This is a genomic window from Pseudomonas sp. PA-4-8C (assembly GCF_021606625.1).
Lineage (GTDB): Bacteria > Pseudomonadota > Gammaproteobacteria > Pseudomonadales > Pseudomonadaceae > Aquipseudomonas > Aquipseudomonas lactis.
The window spans coordinates 1-12802 of sequence record NZ_WKCD01000030.1; the positions used below are offsets into that span (position 1 = coordinate 1).

Annotated in this window: 16 protein-coding genes; 10 read left to right on the forward strand and 6 right to left on the reverse strand. The window is 60.8% G+C overall.

What is annotated here, in order from left to right:
* Window positions 1-45: 45 nt before the first annotated feature.
* Together hisD and hisC are read left to right on the forward strand one after the other, a co-directional pair.
* Window positions 46-1362: a histidinol dehydrogenase gene (gene hisD, locus GIW04_RS07940; RefSeq protein WP_120248665.1), complete on the forward strand. Its 1317-nt coding sequence runs from the start codon at window positions 46-48 to the stop codon at window positions 1360-1362.
* 3 nt (window positions 1363-1365) lie between these two features.
* Entirely contained in the window at window positions 1366-2418 is a 1053-nt protein-coding gene (gene hisC / locus GIW04_RS07945) for a histidinol-phosphate transaminase (protein WP_120248666.1), read from the forward strand.
* Window positions 2419-2541: 123 nt separating this feature from the next.
* Here hisC and GIW04_RS07950 read toward each other — a convergent pair whose 3' ends face one another.
* The gene (locus GIW04_RS07950; protein ID WP_057701581.1) at window positions 2542-3816 is read right to left on the reverse strand and encodes a uracil-xanthine permease family protein; all 1275 of its coding nucleotides are present in this window, start codon (window positions 3814-3816) and stop codon (window positions 2542-2544) included.
* Window positions 3817-3818: 2 nt separating this feature from the next.
* Complete coding sequence (gene upp / locus GIW04_RS07955; protein WP_003188608.1) at window positions 3819-4457, reverse strand: uracil phosphoribosyltransferase; 639 nt, start codon at window positions 4455-4457, stop codon at window positions 3819-3821.
* Between the two features lie 164 nt (window positions 4458-4621).
* On the opposite strand from upp, the gene GIW04_RS07960 reads away from it, so the two are divergent.
* The 3 genes from GIW04_RS07960 to GIW04_RS07970 all read left to right on the forward strand — a co-directional run bounded on the left by GIW04_RS07960 (window position 4622) and on the right by GIW04_RS07970 (window position 6134).
* Window positions 4622-5179 (forward strand): hypoxanthine-guanine phosphoribosyltransferase, encoded by a 558-nt coding sequence (locus GIW04_RS07960; RefSeq protein WP_003188610.1) that lies wholly within the window; start codon window positions 4622-4624, stop codon window positions 5177-5179.
* 3 nt (window positions 5180-5182) lie between these two features.
* Complete coding sequence (locus tag GIW04_RS07965; protein ID WP_094774462.1) at window positions 5183-5650, forward strand: WbuC family cupin fold metalloprotein; 468 nt, start codon at window positions 5183-5185, stop codon at window positions 5648-5650.
* A gap of 196 nt (window positions 5651-5846) precedes the next feature.
* Window positions 5847-6134 carry a PA4642 family protein gene (locus tag GIW04_RS07970; protein WP_003188614.1) on the forward strand — a complete coding sequence of 96 codons (288 nt, stop codon included), beginning with the start codon at window positions 5847-5849 and terminating at the stop codon, window positions 6132-6134.
* Window positions 6135-6237: 103 nt separating this feature from the next.
* Here GIW04_RS07970 and mqo read toward each other — a convergent pair whose 3' ends face one another.
* Both mqo and GIW04_RS07980 read right to left on the reverse strand, forming a co-directional pair.
* Entirely contained in the window at window positions 6238-7776 is a 1539-nt protein-coding gene (gene mqo, locus GIW04_RS07975) for a malate dehydrogenase (quinone) (protein WP_034134879.1), read from the reverse strand.
* Between the two features lie 727 nt (window positions 7777-8503).
* Window positions 8504-8737 carry a hypothetical protein gene (locus GIW04_RS07980; protein WP_003188617.1) on the reverse strand — a complete coding sequence of 78 codons (234 nt, stop codon included), beginning with the start codon at window positions 8735-8737 and terminating at the stop codon, window positions 8504-8506.
* A 182-nt stretch (window positions 8738-8919) separates the two neighbouring features.
* Here GIW04_RS07980 and GIW04_RS07985 point away from each other — a divergent pair, with 182 nt between their 5' ends.
* On the forward strand, window positions 8920-9504 hold the full coding sequence (locus GIW04_RS07985) for a YajG family lipoprotein (protein ID WP_003188618.1): 585 nt from the start codon (window positions 8920-8922) through the stop codon (window positions 9502-9504).
* Window positions 9505-9565: 61 nt separating this feature from the next.
* On the opposite strand, the gene GIW04_RS07990 is transcribed toward GIW04_RS07985, so the two are convergent.
* Entirely contained in the window at window positions 9566-9775 is a 210-nt protein-coding gene (locus GIW04_RS07990; protein WP_003188620.1) for a hypothetical protein, read from the reverse strand.
* Window positions 9776-9957: 182 nt separating this feature from the next.
* On the opposite strand from GIW04_RS07990, the gene GIW04_RS07995 reads away from it, so the two are divergent.
* Window positions 9958-10215 carry a hypothetical protein gene (locus GIW04_RS07995; protein ID WP_120248667.1) on the forward strand — a complete coding sequence of 86 codons (258 nt, stop codon included), beginning with the start codon at window positions 9958-9960 and terminating at the stop codon, window positions 10213-10215.
* A gap of 164 nt (window positions 10216-10379) precedes the next feature.
* Here GIW04_RS07995 and GIW04_RS08000 read toward each other — a convergent pair whose 3' ends face one another.
* Window positions 10380-11543 (reverse strand): 1-acyl-sn-glycerol-3-phosphate acyltransferase, encoded by a 1164-nt coding sequence (locus tag GIW04_RS08000; RefSeq protein ID WP_236270645.1) that lies wholly within the window; start codon window positions 11541-11543, stop codon window positions 10380-10382.
* Between the two features lie 132 nt (window positions 11544-11675).
* Between GIW04_RS08000 and GIW04_RS08005 the strand changes: the two genes are divergently transcribed.
* From GIW04_RS08005 to GIW04_RS08015, 3 genes are read left to right on the forward strand one after another with little or no spacing between them, the layout of a single operon-like run.
* On the forward strand, window positions 11676-11858 hold the full coding sequence (locus GIW04_RS08005) for a CPXCG motif-containing cysteine-rich protein (RefSeq protein ID WP_003188623.1): 183 nt from the start codon (window positions 11676-11678) through the stop codon (window positions 11856-11858).
* 11 nt (window positions 11859-11869) lie between these two features.
* Window positions 11870-12130, forward strand: coding sequence for a putative signal transducing protein (locus GIW04_RS08010; protein WP_003188624.1), 261 nt, complete (start codon window positions 11870-11872; stop codon window positions 12128-12130).
* A 37-nt stretch (window positions 12131-12167) separates the two neighbouring features.
* On the forward strand, window positions 12168-12788 hold the full coding sequence (locus GIW04_RS08015) for an SOS response-associated peptidase (RefSeq protein WP_003188626.1): 621 nt from the start codon (window positions 12168-12170) through the stop codon (window positions 12786-12788).
* Window positions 12789-12802: the final 14 nt, after the last annotated feature.

The window sequence follows — 12802 nt, forward strand, 5'->3', positions numbered from 1 at the left end:
GTTTAGGGCGCCTGAGTTTTTGCCAATTCTATTGAGGCCCTCGCTATGACCACGTCCACTGCAATTGCCCGACTCAACGCTGCCGACCCGGATTTCGCCCATCATCTGGATCATCTGCTGAGCTGGGAAAGCGTGTCTGACGACTCGGTCAACCAGCGGGTGCTCGACATCATCAAGGCCGTGCGCGAACGCGGTGATGCGGCGCTGGTGGACTTCACCCGCCAGTTCGACGGCTTGGACGTAAAGTCCATGGCCGACCTGATCCTGCCGCGTGAACGCCTGGAGCTGGCGCTGACGCGCATCACCGCGCCACAGCGCGAAGCCCTGGAAGTCGCAGCGGCGCGGGTACGCAGCTACCACGAAAAACAGAAGCAGGACTCCTGGAGCTACACCGAGGCCGACGGCACGGTGCTGGGCCAGAAGGTCACGCCACTGGACCGCGCCGGCCTGTACGTGCCGGGCGGTAAAGCGTCGTATCCATCGTCGGTGTTGATGAATGCCATCCCGGCCAAAGTCGCCGGCGTGACCGAAGTGGTCATGGTGGTTCCGACCCCCCGTGGCGAAATCAATGAGCTGGTGCTGGCTGCCGCCTGCATCGCCGGCGTCGACCGCGTGTTTACCATCGGTGGCGCCCAGGCCGTCGCAGCACTGGCCTATGGCACCGAAAGCGTGCCGAAGGTCGACAAGGTGGTTGGCCCTGGCAATATCTACGTCGCCACCGCCAAGCGCCATGTGTTTGGCCAGGTCGGTATCGACATGATCGCCGGCCCCTCGGAAATCCTTGTGGTGTGTGACGGCCAGACCGACCCGGACTGGATCGCCATGGACCTGTTCTCCCAGGCGGAGCACGATGAAGACGCCCAGGCGATCCTGGTCAGCCCCGATGCCGAGTTCCTCCACAAGGTCGCCGTCAGCATCAATAAACTGCTGCCGACCATGGAGCGTGCCGAGATCATCGAGAAGTCGATCAACGGCCGTGGTGCGCTGATTCTGGTGCGTGACATGGAGCAGGCCATCGAAGTGGCCAACCGCATCGCACCGGAGCATCTTGAGCTGTCCGTAGCGGACCCACAGGCCTGGTTGCCGTCGATCCGTCACGCCGGGGCGATCTTCATGGGCCGCCACACCAGCGAAGCCCTGGGCGACTACTGCGCCGGCCCTAACCACGTGTTGCCGACCTCCGGCACTGCACGTTTCTCGTCGCCGCTGGGGGTGTACGACTTCCAGAAGCGCTCGTCGATTATCTTCTGCTCGCCACAAGGCGCTTCCGAGCTGGGCAAGACCGCCTCGGTGCTGGCCCGTGGTGAATCCCTCAGCGCGCACGCACGCAGCGCTGAATACCGCATCGTCAAGGGAGAGTAAGGCATGAGCAAATTCTGGAGCCCTTTCGTCAAGGACCTGGTGCCTTACGTGCCCGGTGAGCAACCGAAGCTGACCAAGCTGGTCAAGCTCAACACCAATGAAAACCCCTACGGCCCATCGCCCAAGGCGCTGGCGGCAATGCAGGCCGAGTTGAACGACAACTTGCGCCTGTACCCGGACCCCAACAGCGACCTGCTCAAGCAGGCCGTGGCCAGGTATTACGGGATCGACGCCGGCAAGGTGTTCCTCGGCAACGGTTCCGATGAAGTCCTGGCGCACATCTTCCACGGCCTGTTCCAGCACGATCTGCCGTTGCTGTTCCCGGATATCAGCTACAGCTTCTACCCGGTGTACTGCGGCCTGTACGGCATCACGTTCGACGCGGTGGCATTGGACGAGCAGTTCCAGATTCGCGTCGCTGACTACGCCAGGCCCAACGGCGGGATCATCTTCCCCAACCCGAACGCGCCCACCGGCTGCGTACTGGCGCTGGACGCGGTAGAGCAGATCCTCAAGGCCAGCCCGGATTCGGTGGTGGTGGTCGACGAGGCCTATATCGACTTCGGTGGCGAAACCGCCATCAGCCTGGTGGACCGTTACCCGAACCTGCTGGTGACCCAGACCCTGTCCAAATCGCGCTCACTGGCCGGTTTGCGTGTGGGCCTGGCCGTGGGCCACCCAGAGCTGATCGAGGCGCTGGAGCGGGTCAAGAACAGCTTCAACTCCTACCCATTGGATCGGTTGGCGATTGTTGGCGCGGCGGCCGCGTTTGACGACCGTGAATACTTCGAGAAGACCACTCAGTGGGTGATCGACAGCCGCAACCAGGTCGTCGCGCAATTAGAGAGCAAGGGGTTTGAGGTGTTGCCGTCGGCGGCGAACTTCATCTTCGCGCGTCACCCGCGGCATGACGCTGCAGGGCTAGCCGCCAAGTTGCGTGAGCAAGGGGTGATTGTGCGGCACTTCAAGCAGGAGCGGATTGCCCAGTTCCTGCGGATCAGCATCGGGACGCCGGAGCAGAACCAGGCGCTGATCGACGGGCTCGGCAAGCTCTAATTCTTTACAGGCTGTAAGGGCCTCATCGCGGGCAAGCCCGGCTCCCACAGGAAAACGCATTTCCCTGTGGGAGCCGGGCTTGCCCGCGATGAGGCCATCAGCTACACCAGAAAACTGGAAGGCTTAGATCAACGGCTCATCCGGCTTCTTGTTCTTCCAGCCATCATTGCCCGGCAGCAGCAAGTTCAAGCCAATCGCTACCACCGCACACAGGGCAATGCCCTTGAGGCCGAAATCATCCGGGCCGGTGCCGGTACCCACCAGCACACCGCCAATCCCGAACACCAGGGTGACCGACACAATCACCAGGTTGCGCGCCTCGCCCAAGTCGATCTTGTGGCGAATCAGCGTGTTCATCCCCACCGCAGCAATCGAGCCGAACAGCAGGCACAGAATCCCGCCCATCACCGGCACGGGGATGCTCTGCAGCAGCGCGCCGAACTTGCCGATGAACGCCAGGCTGATGGCAAACACTGCTGCCCAGGTCATGATTTTCGGGTTGTAGTTCTTGGTCAGCATCACGGCGCCGGTCACTTCGGCGTAGGTGGTGTTCGGCGGGCCGCCAAACATACCGGCAGCCGTGGTGGCGATACCGTCACCCAGCAGCGTGCGGTGCAGGCCAGGCTTTTTCAGGTAATCGCGGCCGGTCACGCTGCCTACCGCAATCACACCACCGATATGCTCGATCGCCGGGGCCAGGGCCACCGGGACGATAAACAGGATCGCCTGCCAGTTGAACTCCGGCGCGGTGAAGTGGGGCAGGGCGAACCACGGTGCGGCGGCGATCTTAGCCGTGTCGACCACACCAAAGTAGAACGACATGGCAAAGCCCACCAGCACGCCGGAGATGATCGGCACCAGGCGGAAAATGCCCTTGCCGAACACCGCCACGATCAAAGTGGTAAGCAGCGCTGGCATCGAGATCAGCATCGCCGTTTGGTAATGGATCAACTCGGCACCGTCGCCGGACTTGCCCATGGCCATGTTGGCGGCAATCGGCGCCATGGCCAGGCCGATCGAGATGATCACCGGGCCGATGACCACGGGCGGCAGCAGCCGGTCGATAAAACCGGTGCCCTTGACCTTCACGGCCAGGCCCAGGAACGTATAGACGAAACCCGCCGCCATCACGCCGCCCATGGTCGCCGCCAGGCCGAACTGGCCCTTGGCGAGAATGATCGGAGTGATGAACGCGAAGCTCGATGCCAGAAACACCGGCACCTGCCGCCCTGTCACCACCTGGAACAGCAACGTGCCCAGGCCTGCGGTAAACAGCGCGACGTTTGGATCAAGACCTGTGATCAGCGGCATCAACACCAACGCGCCAAATGCTACGAAGAGCATTTGTGCGCCAGACAGGATCTGGCGCCAAAGCGGGTCGTTGAATTCATCCTGCATGCTCACGCGTCCTTCTGCTTGGTGCCGAAGATCTTGTCACCGGCATCGCCCAGGCCCGGGATGATGTAGCCGTGTTCGTTCAGGCGCTCATCGATGGACGCGGTGTAGATCTGTACATCCGGGTGGGCCTTCTCGACGGCGGCGATGCCCTCGGGCGCGGCCACCAGCACCATGGCTCGGATGTCCCGGCAACCGGCTTTTTTCAGCAGGTCGATGGTGGCAACCATGGAACTGCCGGTGGCGAGCATCGGGTCGATGATCATGGCCAGGCGTTCGTTGATTTCCGGGACGAGTTTTTCCAGGTAGGTGTGGGCCTGCAGTGTTTCTTCATTGCGGGCCACGCCCACGGCGCTGACCTTGGCGCCCGGAATCAGGCTGAGTACACCTTCAAGCATGCCGATACCGGCGCGCAGGATAGGGACGACGGTAATTTTCTTACCGGCGATTTTCTCCACCTGTACGGGGCCGGCCCAACCGGGGATCTCGTAGGTTTCCAGGGGCAAATCCTTGGTGGCTTCGTAAGTGAGCAACGCTCCGACTTCCTGAGCAAGCTCACGGAAGTTCTTCGTGCTAATGTCGGCACGGCGCATAAGGCCGAGTTTGTGTCGGATCAGCGGGTGGCGGATCTCGCGAGTGGGCATAGGAAAGGCTCCGGCGGCGGGCAAAAAAACCGGCCTAGATTAATCTATCCGAGGGTGTTGTCCTATAGACATCAAGTACGTTAGTCCATAAAGGCTTGATTGGAGCGCACGAGAAGCGTACCTTCGCCCGCTTTTCTTGCCACAGCACCCCCTTGGAGAGCGCCATGTCTGCTGATCTCGAGCATATCCGTCAAATCATGCACGAGGCTGACTGCCTGTACACCGAAGCGCAAGTCGAAGCAGCGATCGCCAAGGTCGGCGCGCACATCACCCGCGAAATGGCCGACACCAACCCGGTGGTTTTCTGCGTGATGAACGGTGGCCTGATCTTCGCCGGTAAATTGCTCACTCACCTGCAGTTCCCGCTGGAAGCCTCTTACCTGCACGCCACCCGCTATCGCAATGAGACCAGCGGTGGCGACTTGTTCTGGAAGGCCAAGCCGGAAGTGTCGTTCATCGACCGCGATGTGCTGATCATCGATGACATCCTCGATGAAGGTCACACCCTGGGTGCGATCATCGACTTCTGCAAACATGCCGGCGCACGCAAAGTGCACACTGCTGTGTTGATCGACAAAGACCACGACCGCAAGGCCCGCCCAGAGCTGAAAGCCGACTTTGTCGGGTTGCCGTGCGTCGACCGTTATATCTTCGGGTATGGCATGGACTACAAGGGCTACTGGCGTAACGCCAATGGCATCTACGCCGTTAAAGGAATGTAATCGATGGCCCGCTTTCTTGATCAGACGCTGTTTGCCGAGTTGGCCGAGAAAGCGGCCGCCAATCCCCGTGGCCGTCAAAACGTTAACTTCCATGAGATGCAAGAGCCTTGTCATCGCATGGCGGTGGGTTTGCAGCCCAGCACCTATGTGCAGCCTCACCGTCACCTGAGCGCCGATAAGGCTGAGACCTTGCTGGTGCTCAAAGGGCGCCTGGGTATCCTGATTTTCAGCGAGACAGGTGAGGTGTTGAGCACGCGTGTGTTGCAAGCGGGCGGGGAATGCCAGGGCGTCGACCTGTCGCCCGGCGTGTTCCATGGCCTGGTAGTGCTTGAGCCGGACAGCATCATGTTTGAGTGCAAGGCTGGCCCTTACCGCGCTGTCGGTGAAGGTGAGCTGGCCGACTGGGCACCCCGCGAAGGCGAAGAAGGGATGGCGGAGTATCACCGCTGGATGCTTGCCCAGTTCGACTGAACATTGAAATCGTAGGAGCGAGCTTGCTCGCGAAAAACGTCAACGATAACGCGTGCTTCCTGAATAAATGCGGCGCCTTTGAGTTTTTCGCGAGCAAGCTCGCTCCTACAGGTATTAGGGTAAGCCCCCTCCCACATCCGGCGTCGCGCAGGTAGACTTCTAGCCCCGTGTAAATGTCTGCAGGCTGGAGTCGGTAATGCGTAAAGATAAGAAACAGGTGATTGGCGACGAAATCGGTGACGACCAGATCAAGTTGTTCCTGGACTTCGAGCCGGTTGATGCGACGTCGCCGTCCCTGCACAAACTGATCAAGGCCTATCGCGGCCTGCGTATCGACGACTTCGAGCGTTTCCTGGGCTTTTTCAAAGAAGCAGGCCTGGACCTGGATGGCAAGGACGAGCATGGCCAGACCTTCGTTGACCTGATCAAGGACCAGCGTAACGCCGCCGAATACATCGAGCTGATCGACAACGCCCGCGGCTGATTATCCGAGCCAAAAAAAAACGCCCCGGCCTCATGAGAGACCGGGGCGTTTGGCTTTTAACGGTAGGAGCGAGCTTGCTCGCGAAGAGCCTGAGAGCGCTGCGTTAATCCACTTGCGCTGCGTTATCGTTGACGTTTTTCGCGAGCGAGCTCGCGCCTACAGGGTCCACCAGCTCAAGGCTGATGTTGTTCTGCGTGTTGATCTTGCGATACAGCTCGGCGTCCGTCTCCAGTACTTTCTCGCGCGCCGGGAAGATCTCGTGCAGCTTGGTGGCCCATTCACCGGCAGCTTTCTGCGGGAAGCAACGCTCGATCAACTCCAGCATGATCGAGACGGTCACCGAGGCGCCTGGGGAGGCACCCAACAGCGCCGCAAGCGAACCGTCCTTGGCTGCGACCAACTCGGTGCCGAATTGCAGCACGCCGCCTTTCTTCGGGTCTTTCTTGATGATCTGCACGCGCTGGCCGGCCACTTCCAGGCGCCAGTCTTCGGCTTTCGCCTCGGGGTAGAAGCGGCGCAGGGATTCCAGGCGCTGTTCCATGGACTGGCGCACTTCGCTGACCAGGTATTTGGTCAGGTCCATGTTGTCGCGGGCCACGGCCAGCATCGGGCCGATATTGCCGGCGCGAATCGACATCGGCAGGTCAAGGAACGAGCCGTGCTTGAGGAACTTGGTGGTGAAGCCGGCGTATGGCCCGAACAGCAGGGATTTCTTGCCATCCACCACGCGGGTGTCCAGGTGTGGCACGGACATCGGTGGCGAGCCCACGGCTGCCTGGCTGTAGACCTTGGCCTGGTGCTGCTTGACCACTTCCGGGTTGTCGCAACGCAGCCACTGGCCGCTCACCGGGAAGCCGCCGAAGCCTTTGCTTTCTTCGATGCCCGAGGCCTGCAGCAACGGCAGCGCCGCACCGCCAGCGCCGAGGAACACAAACTTGGCATCGACGTCACGGCTGTTGCCGCTGTTGACGTCCTTGATGCTCACGGTCCAGCCCGCGCCGTTGCGCTTGAGGCCGGTCACGCGCTTGCAGTACTTGACCTGGGCGTCTGGCGAACTGGTCAGGTGGCCGAGCAGTTGGTTGGTCAGGGCGCCAAAGTTGACGTCGGTGCCGTTCATCACGCGGGTGGCGGCGATTTTTTCGTCGAGCGGGCGGCCCGGCATCATCAGCGGCATCCACTCGGCCATTTCGCTGCGGTCTTCGGTGTAGTGCATGTCCGAAAACGCGTGGTGCTGGCTGAGGGTCTCAAAGCGCTTCTTGAGGAAGGACACGCCTTTGTCGCCCTGCACGAAGCTCAGGTGCGGCACCGGGCTGATGAACGACTTGGACGAGCCAAAGGTGCCCTTCTTGGTCAGGTAAGCCCAGAACTGCTTCGACACCTCGAACTGGGTGTTGATGTGCACGGCTTTCTTGATGTCGATGGAGCCATCGGCGGCCTGCGGCGTGTAGTTCAGCTCACACAGCCCCGCGTGGCCGGTACCGGCGTTGTTCCACGGGTTGGAACTCTCCGCGGCACCCGAATCCATCAGCTCAACGACTTCCAGCGTGAGGCCGGGGTCGAGCTCTTTGAGCAGTACGGCCAGGGTGGCACTCATGATGCCGGCCCCTACCAGTACTACGTCGACTGCTTCGTTATGCGCCATTTAACGCGTCTCCAAAATCTGCAGCACCAAATTGTCGGCATGGCTGCCAGGAGTGACGGGGCGGTTCACGTGTTGCCCCAGGTTACCCATGGCCAGGATCGCCATGTCCGATTCGCAATTCTTTGCAACTTCAGCACACGCTTCCTGCCGGGCTAATCTGCCTATGAACGCATTCATGGGCGCCTGTGGCAATTCGACTTATGGTCAAAGCGTGCGATTCGTGCAACCAATCCGTAGCGGACAGGCTCAAGCTCCGGTTTTTGAGGCGTGCTCGGTCCTGTGTAATTGGGCTGTTCCAGACGCTGATGGTGCTTGTACAAACGCCAAACTATTCATTTGCTCGCCACACTCTTGTGAAGTTGTGAAAACCCGTTTTTTCACGCTCTTTTGAAGACGTGAACCTCAAAAAAGGGCTGCCCCAGCCTGGCACCTGGCCCGCAAATCTCTGCCGACACGCGGCAAAACGGGCAAACAACTCAAGTGGCCGAGCGCAATGGCAGCTCTGGCAGATTCGATAAAAGACGGGGTGGTTTGCAAAGGAAACAGCAAGCACGCCAGCTTCACTCGATCTGTGTGGGCGGCTCTCTGTGGGCGATTTGGGGGCTAATGCCTGGGCATTAACGATGCTGCGAGGCCCGATCAGGAGACGTCCTTATAATCGGGGGGAGATTGTAGCGAAGAACGCCAGGGAAATGGGCGTGTTTTATGACTTTTATTAGGGCGCCGGTCAGGAGGCCAACGCTTGCCGGTGCCGTGGGCGAAAAACCTGCGGGCTGACCCGGGCGCTGGCGGGCAGTGGGCGGTGCATCCAGCCCAGGTGAGTCTCGGTCACTTCCACCCAGCCTTCACCGACGGGCGGCAGGCTGCACTGCTTGAAGGCCAGGCAATGACCGTGGGCGTCGAGTAGGGCAAAGTGGCGATGACGGGCGTGCGACATGAACAGGGTCTTGAGAAGGCGCATGGCTGTGTACCTGGTGTGTTACATGCTTGAAGATTGCCAGTGTGGCATGACACTGGGGTGACGAATTTATGCGAATTTGTAATTTGCACAGCGGCTTCAGCCGCCGTTCAGGATCGCTGGTGAGTGGCGCTCGTGCACCGTTATACTGGCGACCTGTCTGCACCTAGTCCTGGAGAAATGCGATGTTGCAACGCCTGTTGTTCGGTTTGATCACTGTGACCAGTTTGACCCTTGTCGGCTGCGCCAACAGCCCGCAACAACTCAGCCCGCAACCTAAAGTCACTGCGCCGTTGGCTGCGGTAGGCCACGGCCAGCCGGTGTCGGTGCGCGTGGTCGACGGTCGCCCGTCGCCAACCCTGGGTTCACGTGGCGGCCTGTACCCTGAGACCGCGCTGATTTCGGTGAACGGCCAGGATGTGCTGCCCAAGTTGCAGGCCCAGGCTGAAGCTGCTGTGCGCTTGTTGGGCTTTACGCCGACCAACTCGCCAGGCGTGCCGCAACTGACCGTGACCCTGGCCGAGCTGAAATACCAGTCGCCCAAAGACGGCCTGTACGTGACCGAGGCTTCCATCGGCGCCACCTTCAAGTCTGACGTCAGCGCCGGTACTCGCCGCTACAGTGGCCGCTACGCTGCCTCGCTCAACCAGCGTTTCGGCATGTCTCCCAACCAGGAAACCAACACCAAGCTGGTCAGCGACGTGCTCAGCGATGCCTTGACCCGCCTGTTCAAGGACCCAAGCATCGGTCAACTGCTCAGCGCGCAATAAGCCGCTTATAAAAAAAACCGGGCTCATCACTGAGCCCGGTTTTTTTGTGCCTGTAGTTTGGTCATGCCGCCGTATCGACATAAAAGTCCAGCATGCTCACGCCGGTGAGCAAGTCCAGCTCCGGCAGGTCGGCATGCTGGTGTCCGCCGAGGGCGCAATACACCAGCCAATGGCGGTCCTGAACGTTGAACGCGAGGCTGCCGATCAGCGCCTCCTGTTCCTCGCTCTGGGCGATCAGGTACAGCCGATCCTGGTTTTGCGCATGCAACATGACAAGCTCCTCAAGCGTCGAAGGGCAACAGAGTGGCTTGTTAAGGTGACGTTCAGGTGACGGCGTAAATTACTGGATACATTAGCCGTCCATGGGGAAGGAGCATTAAAGGCGCAGGAGGCGACTGTCGTTCAGGTGTGTATCTGGACTGATACCCGAACACTGGTTCACCGAGGTTTGCGATGGCGCTGCCCGCACTGCTCATTAATATTGTTGCCCTGTTGGTTGCCTGCTCGGGCGCCTGGGTGCTGTTCATCGCCCGCCTGCATGCACAGCGTGCGATGGCCGACCTGGCCCTGCGCAGCGAAGAGCGCGCTATCGACCAGCCGATGCTGTTTCTGGATACGCGCACCGAACGGGCGCATCGCCTGGCGTACCGCGTCGGGTTCGCCTGCCTTGGCCTGGCCCTGGCCATCTCCTGGCTCAGCACTCGCTTTTAAGGCTACTGCAAGTCAAATGTGGGAGCGGGCTTGCCCGCGAAGGCGGTGTATCAGCCACTGGATCTTTAACTGAACCACCGCTATCGCAGGCAAGCCAGCTCCCACACTGGCCATGTACTGCCTGCAGAATCAGCGCCTGCCACATATCCCCTGTGGGCTCACTGTTACAGGGGGATCCCAGCCTTGACTCGGTATTGGTTGCGTACCGGCGTCGCATACTGCACCACCAGGTAAGGCCGGTGCTCCGCCGAGCAATCGTTCAAGCGCCGCTCCCATTCCGCCTTGGCCTTGGCCAGCTCATCGGCCGGGAACACGTCCGCGGCCTTGGGCACCTGCAGTTGCGGGTCGGCATCACTCCACTGCGCGTACGCCAGGTAGTGCACCGGGAACAAGCGATAGCCGCCCAGGATCTGCCGGTCCATTTCTGCCGCCAGCAGCTTGGTGTCTTCAAAGCGCTCGGTGATCGGCGGCGCAAAGTTCACGTGCACCCGGCCTTTATAGCCGGTAATGCCCAGGGCAATGCTCACATCGTCCTCGCCCGGTGCCTTGCTGTAGGTACCGGTGGTGGCGCGGATATACAGCTCGCGGGCCTTGGCGGCATCGCAAGGGTCGTACTCGTAGCTGATGGACACCGGCGTCAGGTTCAACGACTGGATGACTTCGGCGAACGGCTCGTCCTTGCGGCTGACGTGGAACATCTTGAGGATCGCCGATTCGGTACGATCATCGCCATCCTTGGCCCGGCCTTCAGCCTGGGCGATCCAGATCGACTGGCAGTCGTTGCGGATCGAATGGTTGATGTAGGCCGACAGCAGGTTGTAAGCCGCCATCTTCTCCTTTCGCCCGGTGATCGAACGGTGCACGATGAAGCTCTTGTTCAGGCGCATCAGGTCGCTGACAAACGGCTTTTGCAGCAGGTTGTCACCGATGGCGATGCGTGGCGTCGGCAGGCCGGCGTGGTATACGGCATAGTTGACGAAGGCCGGGTCCATCACGATGTCGCGGTGGTTGGCCAGAAACAGGTAGGCGGTACCGGATTTGAGCTGCTCGACGCCGGTATAGGTCACGCCGTCGGTCGCCCGGTCGATGGTGTGGTCGACGTAGTACTCGACTTTGTCCTGCAGCGTGGCCACGGTGGTGACGCCCGCGAACTCGCGGCGCAGTTTGCGCGCGATCATCGGCTTGAGCAGCCAGCCCAGGGCGCCGGCAAAGCGCGGGAAGCGGAAGTGGGTCAGGATGTCCAGAAAGGCCTTGTCACTGAACAGACGCGCCAGCACTGCCGGGACTTCGCTGTCGTTGTAAGGTCGGATGGTATCGAATTCGCCCATCATGCTCTCTTGTTAGAAACGGCTAGGGTAAGTAAAGGAAATAGCAGGGGCGGCGTGAGTAAACTGGCTCTGCCGGAAATAGCCCTGTAAATAGACCGGCGATTATACGCACAAGTCACCTTGGAGACTGCGATGCTGGAAACTGCGATGTACGATTGTCCTTATTGTGGCGAAGCGGTCGAGACAACAGTGGATTTGTCTGGCGGGGACCAGACCTATATAGAAGACTGCCAAGTGTGTTGCCGGCCGATCACGTTCGACCTGCAAGTTCATGGTGAAGAGTGGATGCTTGAAACCCGCAGCGAAAATGAATAACAGGTACGCCCATGCAGCGAATCTACGAACCGGAAAACCTCATGGAGGGCGAGCTGCTGCAGCAGATGCTTGCCAGTGAAGGCATCGAGGCGCATTTGGTGGGGCGCCACCTGCTCGGCGGCACGGGCGAGTTGCCGATATTCGGCTTGCTGGGGCTGGAGGTCGACAATGACCAGGCCGCCAGCGCCCGCGAGCTGATCACTGCCTATATCGGCGCACAACCGTTGCCCGGCGACGAACCCGACAGCTTTCCCGACGTATTGGTCTGTTAGGCTGTCGGTCGGTTTACCCCAAGAGTCGTGTTGCCCCATGTGTGGACGTTATGCCCTGTTTCGCTGGAACCCTGCCTTTGCTGCCTTGCCCGGCTTCCCCGCCGATCAGCAGGCCCAGTGGAACATTTCCCCCAATGATTCGGTGCTGATCCAGCGCCTGAGCGAGGGCCAGCTCACCCTGGCGCGTGCCCGCTGGGGGCTGACGCCGCCCTGGCTCACCGACCTGTCGCGCACCCCGGCTCACGCCCGCGCCGAAACCCTGGCCGAACAGCCGATGTTCCGAGAAGCATTCCGCCAGCGCCGTTGCCTGCTGCCCGCCAATGGCTTTTATGAATGGCGCGGCACCCAGCGCAAGCGCCCGTACTGGCTCACACCGGGGGAGGGCTCAACGCTATTCTTTGCCGCGATCTGGGAAGCGTATCCGGTGCAGGAGCAGGTATGGCTGAGCACGGCCGTGGTCACCCAGGCGGCACAGAGTCAGCGGCGCCCATTGATCCTGGACGCGGCAGGGCAGGCCGCCTGGCTCGACCCCGCGACACCGCTTCATGTGCTGCAGGGCATGCTGGCGGCTGAGCCTGCTGCGTTGCGCGAGCGGGTACTGGCCAATATGGTCAACGATCCGAAGCTCAACGGGCCGGAATGCCTGACCCCGGCGTGAGCTTTGTCAGTCGT

Excerpts from the sequence above, each read along its gene's own strand:
- hisD (WP_120248665.1), top strand. The coding sequence starts at position 46 with ATGACCACGTCCACTGCAATTGCCCGACTCAACGCTGCCGACCCGGAT.
- hisC (WP_120248666.1), top strand. The coding sequence starts at position 1,366 with ATGAGCAAATTCTGGAGCCCTTTCGTCAAGGACCTGGTGCCTTACGTG.
- GIW04_RS07950 (WP_057701581.1), bottom strand. The coding sequence starts at position 3,816 with ATGCAGGATGAATTCAACGACCCGCTTTGGCGCCAGATCCTGTCTGGC.
- upp (WP_003188608.1), bottom strand. The coding sequence starts at position 4,457 with ATGCCCACTCGCGAGATCCGCCACCCGCTGATCCGACACAAACTCGGC.
- GIW04_RS07960 (WP_003188610.1), top strand. The coding sequence starts at position 4,622 with ATGTCTGCTGATCTCGAGCATATCCGTCAAATCATGCACGAGGCTGAC.
- GIW04_RS07965 (WP_094774462.1), top strand. The coding sequence starts at position 5,183 with ATGGCCCGCTTTCTTGATCAGACGCTGTTTGCCGAGTTGGCCGAGAAA.
- GIW04_RS07970 (WP_003188614.1), top strand. The coding sequence starts at position 5,847 with ATGCGTAAAGATAAGAAACAGGTGATTGGCGACGAAATCGGTGACGAC.
- mqo (WP_034134879.1), bottom strand. The coding sequence starts at position 7,776 with ATGGCGCATAACGAAGCAGTCGACGTAGTACTGGTAGGGGCCGGCATC.
- GIW04_RS07980 (WP_003188617.1), bottom strand. The coding sequence starts at position 8,737 with ATGCGCCTTCTCAAGACCCTGTTCATGTCGCACGCCCGTCATCGCCAC.
- GIW04_RS07985 (WP_003188618.1), top strand. The coding sequence starts at position 8,920 with ATGTTGCAACGCCTGTTGTTCGGTTTGATCACTGTGACCAGTTTGACC.
- GIW04_RS07990 (WP_003188620.1), bottom strand. The coding sequence starts at position 9,775 with ATGTTGCATGCGCAAAACCAGGATCGGCTGTACCTGATCGCCCAGAGC.
- GIW04_RS07995 (WP_120248667.1), top strand. The coding sequence starts at position 9,958 with ATGGCGCTGCCCGCACTGCTCATTAATATTGTTGCCCTGTTGGTTGCC.
- GIW04_RS08000 (WP_236270645.1), bottom strand. The coding sequence starts at position 11,543 with ATGGGCGAATTCGATACCATCCGACCTTACAACGACAGCGAAGTCCCG.
- GIW04_RS08005 (WP_003188623.1), top strand. The coding sequence starts at position 11,676 with ATGCTGGAAACTGCGATGTACGATTGTCCTTATTGTGGCGAAGCGGTC.
- GIW04_RS08010 (WP_003188624.1), top strand. The coding sequence starts at position 11,870 with ATGCAGCGAATCTACGAACCGGAAAACCTCATGGAGGGCGAGCTGCTG.
- GIW04_RS08015 (WP_003188626.1), top strand. The coding sequence starts at position 12,168 with ATGTGTGGACGTTATGCCCTGTTTCGCTGGAACCCTGCCTTTGCTGCC.